Below are 13,129 nucleotides of genomic sequence, written 5' to 3' on the forward strand. Positions count from 1 at the left end.
ATGGTTTAAAAAGAAAGTGGTCGGAAACATTATCAAATGCTTCCGACCACTTCCCACGAGACTACTGATACAGCCCCCAGTTGTTTCCAAGCCAAGCTCGAAAACAAAGTGCGCGGGAGAACACCGTTTCAGAGCGATTTCGTGTTCCTTACGCGCACTTGACAGGAGTCAATGTCCAAGACTCGCACTTTGAGGAGGAGAGAGACCAGGCCGGCTAACAAAATGTACATGGGTGACAGTTTTTCCGCGATTTAATGTCCGTGGCGTACACTCTGCGGCCCTAACAGTCCAAAATGCACCTTTTACAGCCTTGACGCTTGAGAATGACCCACTCCGCCTACCCCGCCCCGGCAGGAGACGGGGTGTTTTTCCGAGCTGTACTTCGCATGTACGACATCTGCACTACAGCTCGGAAAACACCTACCACCCTCGCCGGGACGCGTATGACTATTGAGGCTCCGGAGACTTGTGTGACTTATGGGATTCCCGCGATCAGCTCCCACGCCGGCCCGAAAAACGTAGTGCAAATTGGCGCACGGTTTTGGAGGTTTTTCTGTCGCCAGGTTGCACTACGAGGCCGGCACAGTCCAGGATTTACACTTGACGGCCCTCGCGGTCCGGGAAATTGCCTTACGCGCCCTCAGCTCAGCGCTCCACGCCCTCAGCTCAGCGCTCCACGCCCTCAGCTCAGCGCTCCACGCCCTCGGCTCAGCGAGCCGAGCCTGCCACATGCACCAGCGGGAGAAACTCGGAGAGGTTCGCGCGGGTTCCCGATGCGTCCACCCGCCCGGAAGCCACGGCATCATCCCAGCTCAGGGTACCCACGCACAGTCCCAGGAACGTAGCAGCATCGCATTCGACCACATTGGGCGGGGTACCGCGCCGGTGGCGCACCCCGGCAACCGCCTGCACCGCCCCAACATAGGGAACCCGGATTTCTACCGCGTGCCCGGGATGCCGGGCGGCAAGCTCCTCAAGAAGGAACCGCACAGCTGTGCGTGATTCGCCCGCACTCAGCTCCTCACCTGCACGAAAACGGGCGAGGAGGGGCAGCGCGTCCGCGCTATCGATTTTTCGTGTCACGTCTCTACTGTACGACGCCCGGGAGGACGACGATGCAAGGTACGACGGCGCCACCGCGAGCGCGCCGGACATGCGCCGGGCAGATGCTGCGAGCGCGCCGAACTGCGCGCAGGCCGCCCCGCCACACGCCACAACCGGCATCCCGCCACCGCGAGCGCACTGCGCTACGCACGGCGCTCTTAGATCACACCTTGCGCGATCATCGCCTCCGCGACCATCTCGAAGCCCGCGGCATTGGCACCTACCACGTAGTCACCTTCGTGGCCGTAGCGGGCGGCGGCATCCAGGGCGGTGTCGTGGATATCGCGCATGATGTCGTGCAGTTTGGCATCCACTTTCTCGAAGCCCCAGCTTTGCCGTGCGGAATTCTGCTGCATTTCCAGGGCGGAGGTGGCTACCCCGCCGGCGTTCGCGGCCTTGCCGGGGGCGAAGAGCACGCCGTTCTCCTGGAGGAGGTGGGTGGCTTCCAGGGTGGTCGGCATATTCGCGCCTTCCACTACCGCACGCACTCCCCCGTTGAGGAGCTGGCGCGCATCAACCTCATTGAGCTCGTTCTGGGTGGCACACGGGAAAGCAATATCCGCGTGAATCCCCAGCTCAGCCAGGTTCCACACCTTCGCCCCGGCCTGGTACCGGGCCCCGGGGCGCTGCGCCGCGTAATCAGAGACCCGCCCGCGCAGATCTTCCTTAATATGGCGGAGAAGCTCAACGTCGATGCCGGCGTCGTCGTACACCATCCCGGAGGAATCCGAGGCGGTGACCACACGCGCGCCCAGCTGCTGCGCCTTCGCGATCGCGTACAGCGCGACGTTCCCGGAACCGGATACCACCGCGGTGCGCCCGTCCAAGCTTTCCCCGCGCGCGGCGAGCATGGCGTCGGCGAAATAGACGGCGCCGTAACCGGTGGCTTCGGTGCGCGCGAGCGATCCGCCGAAGCCGAGCCCTTTGCCGGTGAGCACGCCGGCGTCGAAGCTATCGCGGATGCGACGGTACTGGCCGAAAAGATAGCCGATTTCGCGCCCGCCCACGCCGATGTCGCCCGCGGGAACATCGACATCCGGGCCGATGTGGCGCTGCAGCTCGGTCATGAAGGACTGGCAGAAACGCATGACTTCGTTATCGCTTTTGCCCTTGGGGTCGAAGTTCGCGCCGCCTTTGGCGCCGCCAATGTGCTGGCGGGTCAGCGCGTTCTTGAAGATCTGCTCGAAGCCCAGGAATTTGAGCATGCCCAGGTAGACGGTGGGATGGAAGCGCAAGCCGCCCTTGTAGGGCCCGAGCGCGGAGTTGAATTGCACCCGGTAGCCTTTATTGACGCGAATTTTGCCGGCGTCATCCACCCACGGCACCCGGAAGGCGATAATGCGTTCGGGTTCGACCAGCCGTTCCAGGATGGCCTGGTCGGCGTACTCGGGGTGAGCATCGAGAACCGGCGCAATGGAATCGAAAACTTCGCGTACGGCCTGATGGAATTCGGGTTCGCCCGGGTTCGCGGCGACGACCTGATCGTAAACTTTATTCGCGTAATGCATATCAAAATGGTAAAACGTCCGGGCGCTTTCGCGGTATGATTTCGAACCGCGAACACTACTCCGCGGTGCACGTCACATTTAGGTGCGGTGTGCGTGTGGTTCGTGAAGCACGACGACGCCGCTCCCGGGCAGCCGGAACCCTGGCGAGCGCAGCGAACGCGGGGTGCGCCCCGCGCGCGGCAGCCGCACCTAGCGCCCGGGCCAGCGCTCCCCGGTGAGCATTTCACAAACACGCAGGTAGCGGTCGCGGATATCAGCCACAACGCCGGCGGGGAGAGCCGGCGGCTGGGTGCCCTGCTCCGCATTCCACCCGGATTGCGGAGACATGAGCCAGACCTGGGCCGCGTCCTTATCGAAGGAACGCAGCGCTTCCGGGGTGGGCAGTACCTCCCCGGATTTCACCGCGCGGTATTCGGTGGACAGCCAGTAGTGGGCGGTATCCGGCGTGAAGGCTTCGTCGGCCAGGATGAGCCGACTGGAGCCGGCATCCATATCCGTACCGAATTCCAGCTTGGCATCGGCAAGCACCAGCCCGCGGGCCAGCGCGATGGCGTGGGCGTGTCGGTAAAGGTTGAGAGCCAGAACGCGCACCCGCTCCGCGGTGCCCTCCCCCACGCGCCGCATAAATTCCTCCCACGGAATGGGGATATCCGGGCAGCCCGGCCGGCGCTTTTCCGCAATTCCGACCCACGGTAGTTCCAGTTTGGCGCCCACTTCGATGGCGCCGTCGTACGGCATGGCATCGAGCGTGCCGAGGGTCCCGAGCGAGCGCACCGCGCCCGCGGTCAAATAGCCGCGCACCATCACTTCGTAGGGGAGCATGCGCAGGGCCCGCACCAGGATCCCGCGCGCGGCGATATCCCGCGGGACGCCGCCGGGTAGGTAGTGGCTTTCTGCGATGTCCCCGGTGCGGTCGAACCACCAGCGGGCAATCCGGGTGAGGATTTCGCCCTTGTCTGGAATGAATGTGGGAACAACGTGGTCGAAAGCAGCGATACGATCCGAGGCCACAATGAGATAGGTATCCATCCCGGCCATCGCACCCCCGGGCACGGGCCGGTATAAATCGTGCACCTTCCCGGAATAGGTGCGTTGCCATCCCCGAATGGGGACAAGGCTACCTGTGGTGTATGTAGACATTCCCGCCCCTCAATCTCTTCACGCGGGAGGCTCCTTCGCGTTCCCGCTCCGGTGCTGTATGAGAGGCCACCGCGGGCTCCGCGTAGCACATCGCAGCCCGACGGTGATCCTCCCCACACAACGTTCTTTCCTTATAGTAAAGGAATCTTTACCACCTGTCCTGGGAGCTAAGTCACCTATAGCACATTTACGCAGGTCAAACCGGGTAAAGTACGACGGCGCTAAGCTCAGCCAAGCTCAGCCAAGCTCAACGAAGCTCAGCCAAGCAGATCGTGGAGCACGATCGTCTGTTCGCGATCCGGCCCCACTCCGATGAGCGAGAAGCGGCAGCCGGCCATCTCCTCCAGCCAGCGCACGTAGCTTTGCGCATTGGCGGGCAGGTCCGCGAATTCGCGCACCGTGGAGATGTCCTCGGTCCAGCCGGGGTGGTACTCGTAAACAGGCTTAGCGTTAGCGAAATCCCAGGTGTCGATGGGGAATTCGTGGACGCGCTGGCCGTCAATCTCATAACCCACGCACACCGGGATCTGTTCCACCCCGGTGAGCACATCCAGCTTGGTGAGAACCAGATCCGTCAGGCCATTGACCCGCACCGCGTAGCGGGTTACCGGGGCGTCATACCAGCCGCAGCGGCGCGGGCGCCCGGTAGTCACGCCGTATTCGCCGCCCGCTTCGCGCAGCCAATCGCCGGTATCTCCGTGCAGCTCGGTGGGGAACGGCCCTTCGCCCACGCGGGTGGCATAGGCCTTGACGATGCCCACCACCCGGTCAATGCGAGTCGGGCCCACCCCGCTGCCGGTGACCGCCCCGCCGGCCGTAGCATTCGAGGAGGTCACGTAAGGATAGTTGCCGTGGTCAATATCCAGGAGGGTGGATTGCCCACCTTCAAAAACGACCGTCTTGCCGTCATCAAGGGCCTGGTTGAGTTCACGCGAGGCGCTAATCATCATGGGCGCGAGGCGTTCCCCGTAGGCGAGGAGCTCGGTGAGCACGTCGTCGACATTAATCTCCTCACGCCCCAGGGCCCGCAACACCAGGTTTTTCTGCGCCACCGCGGTCTCTACCTGCCCGCGCAAACGCCGCGGGTGCACGAGGTCCACGATGCGAATCCCCACCCGGTTCGCCTTATCCGCGTAGGTGGGGCCGATACCGCGCCCGGTGGTGCCGATTTTGCCGTCGCCGAGGACTTCCTCGTTGAGGCGGTCAAACATTTTCGTGTACGAGGTGATGACGTGCGCATTTCCGGCGATGCGGAGGTTTTTCGTGGAGACGCCGCGCGATTCCAGCTCCGCCATTTCCGCGAAAAGAGCTTCGGGATCAACGACGACGCCGTTGCCAATCACCGAGATGCAATTCGAATTGAGAATGCCGGACGGGAGGAGGTGGAGAGCGAATTTCTGGCCATCCACGCTGACCGTGTGGCCGGCATTATTACCCCCGTTAAATTTCACAACATAATCGGCACGCTGGCCGAGCTGGTCAGTTGCCTTGCCTTTTCCTTCGTCGCCCCACTGGACGCCGAGAATAATGACCGCGGGCATAGTATCTAATCTCCTCGTTATATCAAACAGGTGTAAAGAGCTCCGCCACCCGTGCCATCGTGCGGCTACCGTGCCGCCACCGTTGGCACCCAGGCCCCAGACCCTCGGGCGAACGTCCCGCTTTACTACACAATAATAACCGCCACAGCCCAACCTGGGCATCTGTTCACATTTTCGCAAGGTTTCTCGGCTAAGGTAGAGAAGGCACGTGCCCGAATATTTCGAGGAGCAAAATGTCTGAACTGACTCAACCACTCGGGGCTTTTACCCGTTCGGTATCCGGTGTCTCGACCTCCGGATCCTCCCTACGCGATTACTGGGAGGGGCTGTCCGAGCTCACCATGAGCCGGCTGGCCGATAACTGGGAAGCCACCACCAAGAAATACCGGGAGGGTCAGCGCGCCAGCTACTTCTCCGCGGAATTCCTCATGGGGCGCGCACTTCTCAATAATCTCGTCAATCTTGGCCTGGTGGAAGATGCCCGTAAGGCCCTGGAAGATTACGGTCTCAACCTCACCGATGTGCTCGATGAAGAACCCGATGCCGCGCTCGGTAACGGTGGGCTGGGGCGCTTGGCCGCCTGTTTCATGGATTCGTGCGCTACCCTCAATTTCCCCGTGGTCGGCTACGGGATTCTCTACCGCTACGGCCTGTTCAAGCAGAGCTTCGTGGATGGTTTCCAGAAAGAAGAGCCGGATCCGTGGATGGAAAACGGTTCTCCGTTCGTGGTGCGCCGGGAGGCGGAAGCCAAGCACGTGAAGTTCGCGGATATGGATGTGCGCGCGGTTCCTTACGATATGCCGATCACCGGCTACGGCACCGAGAATGTCAATACCCTGCGCCTGTGGAAGGCGGAGCCCCTCGAAGAATTCGATTACGATGCCTTCAACTCCCAGCGTTTCACCGATGCGATTGTGGAACGCGAGCGCGTGAATGACCTGTGCCGGGTGCTCTACCCGAATGACACCACCTACGAAGGCAAGGTGCTGCGGGTGCGCCAGCAGTACTTCTTCTGCTCGGCTTCCCTCCAGTGCCTGATCGCGGAGCATAAGGAAGCCCACGGGGATATCCGGTCCTTCGGGGAATACAACTCTATCCAGCTCAATGACACCCACCCGGTGCTCGCCATTCCGGAGCTCATGCGTCTGCTCATGGATGAGGAAGGCCTGGGCTGGGAGGATGCCTGGAAGATTGTTTCCCAGACGTTTGCCTACACCAACCACACGGTGCTGGCCGAAGCGCTGGAGACGTGGGAAACCTCGATTTTCACCAAGCTTTTCCCGCGTATTTACGACATCGTGGCGGAAATGGATCGCCGTTTCCGCGCGGAGCTGGCGGAGGCCGGTTTCCACCCGGGCAAGATCGAGTACATGGCTCCGCTTTCCGGCGGACTGGTTCATATGGCCTGGATCGCGTGCTACGCGTCGTTCTCTATTAACGGGGTGGCCGCGATCCACAGTGAGATCCTCAAGCGCGATACTCTCCACGACTGGTACGACATCTGGCCCGAACGTTTCAATAACAAGACGAATGGGGTGACTCCGCGCCGCTGGCTGCATAATTGCAATCCGCGCCTGGCCGCGCTGCTCACCGAAGTGCTCGGGGATGATTCCTGGGTGACGGATCTGGATAAGCTGGCCACCATTGAGGAACGCGGGAATGCTGATATTTACCGCCGTCTCATGGAGATCAAGGCGGAAAATAAGCGTGATTTCGCGCGTTGGATTAAGCGCCGCGACGGCATCGACATTCCCACCGACGCCATTTACGACACGATTATTAAGCGCCTGCACGAATACAAGCGCCAGCTTATGAACGCGCTGTACATCCTCGATCTGTACTTCCGGATTAAGGACAATCCCAGCATGGAAGTCCCGCCGCGGGTCTTCATTTTCGGGGCGAAGGCCGCGCCGGGGTACAAGCGCGCCAAGGCGATTATCAAGTTCATCAACGAAGTGGCGAAGCTCGTGAATAACGACGCCGATACGCGCGGGAAGATCACCGTGCTCTTCGTGGAGAACTACAATGTTTCGCCGGCCGAGCATATTATTCCGGCCACCGATATTTCCGAGCAGATTTCCCTGGCCGGGAAGGAAGCTTCGGGTACCGGCAATATGAAGTTCATGATGAACGGCGCGCTGACGCTGGGCACCATGGACGGAGCCACGGTGGAAATTGTGGACGCCGTGGGTGAAGAAAACGCCTATATTTTCGGGGCTCGCGAAGAGGAGCTGCCGGAATTGCGGGCGCGCTACAACCCGCGTGAACAGTACGAAACCGTGCCCGGCCTCAAGCGGGTGCTTGACGCCCTGGTGGACGGCACCGTGAGCGACGGCGGGACCGGCGAATTCCACGACCTCCTCGGGTCTTTGCTGGACGGTTCTTCGTGGGAGACTCCGGACGTGTACTACGTCCTTGGCGATTTCGCTGATTACCGAGCCACGCGTGATCGGATGGCCGCGGATTACGCCAACCAGGAAGAGTGGGGCCGCAAGGCGTGGATCAATATCTGCCGCTCGGGCCGCTTCTCCTCCGACCGCACCATCGCGGATTACGGCCGCGATATCTGGGACGTGGAGGCGACGCCGATTAAGTAGCGCGGGCGCTGCGTGAGCTGCGGCGCGGTTACGTGAGCTGCACGTGAATCGCACGGCTGCGTGGACTGTACGCAAGCGCTGCGCGAACCGCGAATGGCTACGCAACCCATACGGGCGGCGGGTGTGCTGATTCTGGCACACCCGCCGCCCGCATGTGTATACGCACCTATGTAGGTACTTATCTACTTCGGGCACATCAGGATGCCCGCTATCAATGTTCATACGCGGGAGACTTCTTATGTTTAAGAACGACGACGCCGTGCCTCTTTCCCGCCCCTAGGGTGCATAGTGCAAGCCCAGAACAGAAAAACCGCCGCAACCGTGCCTCAACTTGCACTACGTGATGATGGGTGGCACGCTGCCGGCTCGCGAGGCTCCCCAGACCTCACGGACCTCACAAATTTCAATAGCCGCATGAAACTCGACATTCACACGAGCCCCCGCCGGGGCAGTATGTGTTTTCAGAGCTGTACTGCATCTGTCATACATGCGAAGTACACCCCAGAAAAAGTACCCTCTACCCCCTACCCCCTGCCCCTCCCCACCGGAGCTGCGAGTAAGGCTCAGCAGGTGGGCATCGGAGTGGTACCGGAGAGCTGCGAGCGGCGTTCACGTGTATGAACTGCGCAGAGTGGTATCGGGGAACCCCGGCCCACACAAAGTGGTACTGGAGAACACCAGGCTGCGTAAAGTGGTACTGGAGAACACCAGGCTGCGTAAAGTGGTACTGGAGAACACCAGGCTGCGCAAAGTGGTACCACACAACAGGAAAGCGGGTATTGATTGTAGCTCCAGTACCACTTTGTGAGCTGGCCCGGCGTGATGATGGGCGGCTGCCTGAGGCTTTCGCTTTGGATTAGCCTTCGGCTTCGGTGAGGAGACCATCGAGTACCGGGCGTTGCAGCCAGGCCGTGAGGTAGAGCGGCACACTCAGCCCGGCCAGCGCCAATGCCCAGAAGATGGCCAGGCGCGAAACCGGCGCATAAAGCCAGGCCAGCGGGAGCGCCACCGCGGCCGCTACGCACGCGGCCGTGCGTAGCGGCCGGGTGATGGCGAGGAGCACCGCGTTACCTAGGTGCTCCAGGAAGGCGTTGGAGAAGAATGCCTGGAGCGTCACCAGCCAGACCAGCACGGCAAGCACGAGCAGCAGCGCCACGATAATGAGGCCGGAGAGGATGCCGGCCAAGCGCGGATCCGCGGCGAGAGTCGGGCCGGCCAAGCCAGAGAGCCAGCGGTTTTCCCACCAAGCCAACCCGAATAGGCCGAGCGTGGGCAGCCACCAGGCCAGCGACGGCAGGAAAGCCGCGCGCACGTGCTGCCACCAGAGGCGCCACGGGCGGGGTGCCTCGCCGCGGAGCAGCTGGGCGCTCACTCGCGCGGAGGCCACCAGGCTGGCTCCCCCGCTCACCACCGGGAGCAACCCGAGCAGTGTCATGATATTAAGCTCCACCAGGATGACGGCATCGGAAAGTCCGCGCTGGAAGGGCGAATCAGGATCGAATATCCGGCGCATGCATCTCCTTCGGTTGGTGGCACATCAGCTGGCATAAAGAGTGCCGGGCGAATCGGCCAAGGCGGATCGGTGCGACGTGCGTGGAATACGCACTCGGCGCCCGGCGCGAACCGCGTGGAATACGCACTCGGCGCCCGGCACGAACCGCGTGGAGCCCACACCCGGCACTCCGTGGCCAAAGCACCACGTGGCTGATTTACGGCGCCGCGCTCCCGGTATCGGGTGCGCGGCGCCGCGTCGTCGTCGTACTTCATGGTGCCCCGCACGAACGGCGGACACCTACCCCTTGACGGAACCTGCCGCAACGCCTTCCACAATATAGCGCTGCGCAAAGAGGTAGAAAATAATGATGGGGATAATGGCGAGCACCAGCACCGCCATCTGGGCCCCCAAATCCTTATTTCCGTTCGAGCCCACCAGGAATTGGATCACCACCGGGACAGTCCGATAGGCCTCCTCGCGCCCGATCACGAGGTTTGGTAGCAGGAAGTCGTTCCAGATCCACATGGTGTTGAGGATCGCGACCGTGACCGCCGTGGGCTTGAGCATGGGCATGACCACCTGGAAGTAGGTCTTGAACGGCCCGGCGCCGTCAATGGACGCCGCCTCTTCAATTTCGCCGGGAATCGACCGCACGAAGCCCGCGAAAATAAATACCGAGAGCCCCGCCCCAAAACCGAGGTACAGCACGATCAGGCCCCACGGCGAGGACAGCCCCAGCTTGTCCGCGATTTTCACGGTCGGGAACATAACCATCTGGAATGGCGCCACCATGGAGAACACCAGCAGGTAGTACAGCAGCGACGTCCACCAGCTCCGCACCCGCGCCAGGTAGTAGGCCGTCATCGCGCAGAAGAACACAATAACGAGCACCGAGGCGACCGTCACGAAGAAGGACCAACCCAGGGCCCGCATAAAGCCCGAAAGGTTCAGCGCGGTCTGGTAATTATCTATCCCCGCGAAGGTTTCACCGGCCGGGAGGCTAAAGGGTGCGTCCGAGATGAAGAAACGCCCCTTGAAAGAATTGACGAGGATGAAGAGCAGCGGCACCACGTAAATAAGGGAAAGAATCCCGAGGAATCCCACCGCCGCCCAGCGCCCGGGCGTCATGCGTACCCGGTGGCGCGGGGCCTTGAGCTTCGGTTTCGCCACGGGATCGGCGCCGCGTACGTCCGTGCGTGTTTCCGTGCGCGTATCCGCGGGAACGACGGCGCGCTTGGACTCAGCGGCGACGGCGCGCTTGCCAGTTTCGGTACTCACAGGTCCACCTCCTTCGTGCGGGTGGCGCGCAGCTGGATAAGCGCAATCGAGGACACAATGAGGAAGAAAATCACGGCTTTGGCCTGCGATACTCCTTGCTGCCCGACCTGCTCATACATGCTCTTGACGATATTGAGCGCCGCCATTTCGGTTTCCCGCATGGGGGCGCCGTTCGTGAGCGCCAAGTTTTGGTCGTAAATCTTGAAGGTATTCGCCAGAGTCAAGAAAAGGCAGATCGTAATCGAGGGCATCATCATGGGGATGGTGACCGAGCGGAGGGTGCGCCACCGCCCGGCGCCGTCGATCTGCGCGGCTTCGTTAAGCTCGGCGGGCACATTCTGGAATCCGGCGATATAGATGATCATCATGTAGCCGATCATCTGCCAGTTGACCAGCAAGATGAGGCCGATGAATCCGTATTTCGCGTCGTTGACCAGCGTGGTTCCGTAATTGGAGAGGACCGCGTTGAGGAGGGACTGCCAGGTGTAGCCCAGTACGATCCCGCCGATGAGATTCGGCATGAAGAAGATCGTGCGGTAGAAATTCGTGGCGGGTAGCTTCTGCGTGAGCAGATACGCCAAGAAGAACGCGATGATATTAACGCTGATAATAGACACAATCGCCACCGAGGCGGTGAAGATCAAAGCCCCGACGTAGTTTTGTTGCTCTGTGAAGGCATTGACGTAATTTTGCACGCCCACCCAGGTGGCATCATCAAGCGTGGTGAAATTCGTAAACGAAAGATAAATACCAATAAAGAACGGGGCGAGGAAAGCTATCCCGAACGCCACGTACGTGGGCCCCACGAAGGCAAGCCCGTGTTTTTTCAATGTTCTCATGAGAAACCCCCTGTGACACGCGGGGCCCACCGCGATGGTGAGCCCCGCGCCTCACCTCAGGCAAGGCAGGTGTGGTAGCAGTAGGCGCGGGCGCTGCGTGGCGCTGCGTGGCGCTGCGTGGCGCTGCGTGGCGCTGCGCGGCACGCGCTGCGTGGCACGCGCAGCACAGCTAATAAGCGCCCGCGGCGGCCTAGCTACTTCACCCCGGCAGCTGCCTTCTCAGTATTCCACTGGGTGACGAAGTAGTCCTTCACCTGATCCCAACTTTCCTTACCGACTGCATACTGGCTGAGGTGCTGCCCCAGCCCGTTCTTGAAGTCCATGGAAGGAGCCACCTGGAAGTCCCATGCCACGTTGTAGTGTTCGGTATCCTTCATGTACTTGATGACTTCCTTACCGAGCGGGTCGGTGGGCGAGAGGCTCGCGTATTCCTTGAAGGGGGCAATGAAGCCGAGGTCCTCCGCGCAGAGCTTGGCGCCGGTCGGATCGTTGAGCATCCAGTTGAGGAAGTCCATCGAGGCCTTCTTATCGGCATCCGAGGCCTTGTTATTGATGGTCAGGTAGGCTTCGGTCCCCACCGAGATGCCGGCCTTTTCTTCACCCTTAACGCCCATGTAAATAGGCAGGAAGTGAATATCTTCCGACTTGACGGTATTGCCATCCACGCCATCAATCTGGGACCAGGCCCAGTTACCGTTCTGCACGAAAGCCACCTGGCCCAGCGCGAACTCCGCCATGGAATCGGTAACCGCCTTCGCGGTGGTTTGCGACGGTTCCACCGTGGAATCAGTGAGGTAAAGATCGAAGATCTTCTTCATATTATCCAGGTAGGCACCTTCGATGCTCCCGGTGTCCTGCACGCCCTTATCCCGCAGCTCGTAGAAGAGCGGCCAGTTCATAAGGTGGGTCTGCCAGCGCCAGTCCTCATTCGGGGATAGCGAGGTGACCGCGAAGGCGCCCTTGATGCCAAGTTCATCCTTCTTGGCCTGCATATCGTCCGCGACTTCCTTGAGCTTGTCAAAGTTCTTGATCTCATCCACGGACTTAGCCTTGGCACCCGGCAGCGCAAAGTACTTCTGCAAAATAGCATCGTTGTAGATGATGCCGAAGCCTTCCACCGCGTGGGGGACGCCGTAAATCTTGCCGTCTTCACCCTTGAGGGCCATGTCCTTATCCGTCATGGCTTCAATGAAGGGAGCATCGGAAATATCGCTGGCGTACTGCTTCCATTTGGCCAGGCCGATGGGGCCATCCACGCGGAAAATGGTGGGGCCATCCGCGCGGCCGAGCTCATTGGCGAGGGTGGGTTCATACGAGCCACCGGTCGCGGATACGATCTTGATATCCACCCCGGTTTGCTCATGGTATTTCTTGGCCAATTCTTGGAAGGCCTGGTCAGATTCGGGCTTGTAGTTGAGGTAGTAGACCTTGCCGGCCCCACCGTCACTACCGCCACTATCGGAATTGGATACACAGCCACCCAATCCCGCGATGGCCACCAACCCAGCTGCGGCGAGAGCAGCGATTTTCTTCACTGAATGCATCGTTACGTCTCCTATGATCGTCAATGCCAGCAAGAAAGCCGTAACCGCGACAGCACCGTAGCGCCCGGCTCCCTTGCCTGTGT

9 protein-coding genes are annotated in these 13,129 nt (G+C 60.9%); 1 reads left to right on the forward strand and 8 read right to left on the reverse strand.

Annotation, left to right across the window (positions count from 1 at the left end):
- Positions 1-708 precede the first annotated feature (708 nt).
- From QP828_RS07300 to QP828_RS07315, 4 genes are all read right to left on the reverse strand, one after another.
- On the reverse strand, positions 709-1,083 hold the full coding sequence (locus QP828_RS07300) for a sterol carrier family protein (RefSeq protein WP_274734132.1): 375 nt from the start codon (positions 1,081-1,083) through the stop codon (positions 709-711).
- Positions 1,084-1,262: 179 nt separating this feature from the next.
- A complete protein-coding gene (gene gdhA / locus QP828_RS07305) occupies positions 1,263-2,612 on the reverse strand; it encodes an NADP-specific glutamate dehydrogenase (RefSeq protein WP_274734133.1) in 1,350 nt (449 codons plus the stop codon).
- Positions 2,613-2,801: 189 nt separating this feature from the next.
- On the reverse strand, positions 2,802-3,752 hold the full coding sequence (locus tag QP828_RS07310; protein WP_274734134.1) for a phosphoribosylaminoimidazolesuccinocarboxamide synthase: 951 nt from the start codon (positions 3,750-3,752) through the stop codon (positions 2,802-2,804).
- 257 nt (positions 3,753-4,009) lie between these two features.
- Positions 4,010-5,293 (reverse strand): adenylosuccinate synthase, encoded by a 1,284-nt coding sequence (locus tag QP828_RS07315; protein WP_274734136.1) that lies wholly within the window; start codon positions 5,291-5,293, stop codon positions 4,010-4,012.
- Positions 5,294-5,526: 233 nt separating this feature from the next.
- Here QP828_RS07315 and QP828_RS07320 point away from each other — a divergent pair, with 233 nt between their 5' ends.
- Entirely contained in the window at positions 5,527-7,890 is a 2,364-nt protein-coding gene (locus tag QP828_RS07320; protein ID WP_274734137.1) for a glycogen/starch/alpha-glucan phosphorylase, read from the forward strand.
- An 856-nt stretch (positions 7,891-8,746) separates the two neighbouring features.
- Here the strand turns inward: QP828_RS07320 and QP828_RS07325 are convergent.
- The 4 genes from QP828_RS07325 to QP828_RS07340 all read right to left on the reverse strand — a co-directional run bounded on the left by QP828_RS07325 (position 8,747) and on the right by QP828_RS07340 (position 13,046).
- Positions 8,747-9,403, reverse strand: a complete 657-nt coding sequence (locus QP828_RS07325; RefSeq protein WP_274734138.1) for a YesL family protein — start codon at positions 9,401-9,403, stop codon at positions 8,747-8,749.
- 279 nt (positions 9,404-9,682) lie between these two features.
- Positions 9,683-10,513, reverse strand: a complete 831-nt coding sequence (locus QP828_RS07330) for a carbohydrate ABC transporter permease (RefSeq protein WP_274734151.1) — start codon at positions 10,511-10,513, stop codon at positions 9,683-9,685.
- A 146-nt stretch (positions 10,514-10,659) separates the two neighbouring features.
- On the reverse strand, positions 10,660-11,502 hold the full coding sequence (locus QP828_RS07335; protein ID WP_126135161.1) for a carbohydrate ABC transporter permease: 843 nt from the start codon (positions 11,500-11,502) through the stop codon (positions 10,660-10,662).
- A 194-nt stretch (positions 11,503-11,696) separates the two neighbouring features.
- A complete protein-coding gene (locus QP828_RS07340; protein WP_274736490.1) occupies positions 11,697-13,046 on the reverse strand; it encodes an ABC transporter substrate-binding protein in 1,350 nt (449 codons plus the stop codon).
- Between the last annotated feature and the right edge of the window lie 83 nt (positions 13,047-13,129).

The sequence above is a fragment of the Actinotignum sanguinis genome, from assembly GCF_030230305.1.
GTDB lineage: Bacteria > Actinomycetota > Actinomycetes > Actinomycetales > Actinomycetaceae > Actinotignum > Actinotignum sanguinis.

Excerpts from the sequence above, each read along its gene's own strand:
- gdhA (WP_274734133.1), bottom strand. The coding sequence starts at position 2,612 with ATGCATTACGCGAATAAAGTTTACGATCAGGTCGTCGCCGCGAACCCG.
- QP828_RS07310 (WP_274734134.1), bottom strand. The coding sequence starts at position 3,752 with ATGTCTACATACACCACAGGTAGCCTTGTCCCCATTCGGGGATGGCAA.
- QP828_RS07315 (WP_274734136.1), bottom strand. The coding sequence starts at position 5,293 with ATGCCCGCGGTCATTATTCTCGGCGTCCAGTGGGGCGACGAAGGAAAA.
- QP828_RS07320 (WP_274734137.1), top strand. The coding sequence starts at position 5,527 with ATGTCTGAACTGACTCAACCACTCGGGGCTTTTACCCGTTCGGTATCC.
- QP828_RS07325 (WP_274734138.1), bottom strand. The coding sequence starts at position 9,403 with ATGCGCCGGATATTCGATCCTGATTCGCCCTTCCAGCGCGGACTTTCC.
- QP828_RS07330 (WP_274734151.1), bottom strand. The coding sequence starts at position 10,513 with ATGACGCCCGGGCGCTGGGCGGCGGTGGGATTCCTCGGGATTCTTTCC.
- QP828_RS07335 (WP_126135161.1), bottom strand. The coding sequence starts at position 11,502 with ATGAGAACATTGAAAAAACACGGGCTTGCCTTCGTGGGGCCCACGTAC.
- QP828_RS07340 (WP_274736490.1), bottom strand. The coding sequence starts at position 13,046 with ATGCATTCAGTGAAGAAAATCGCTGCTCTCGCCGCAGCTGGGTTGGTG.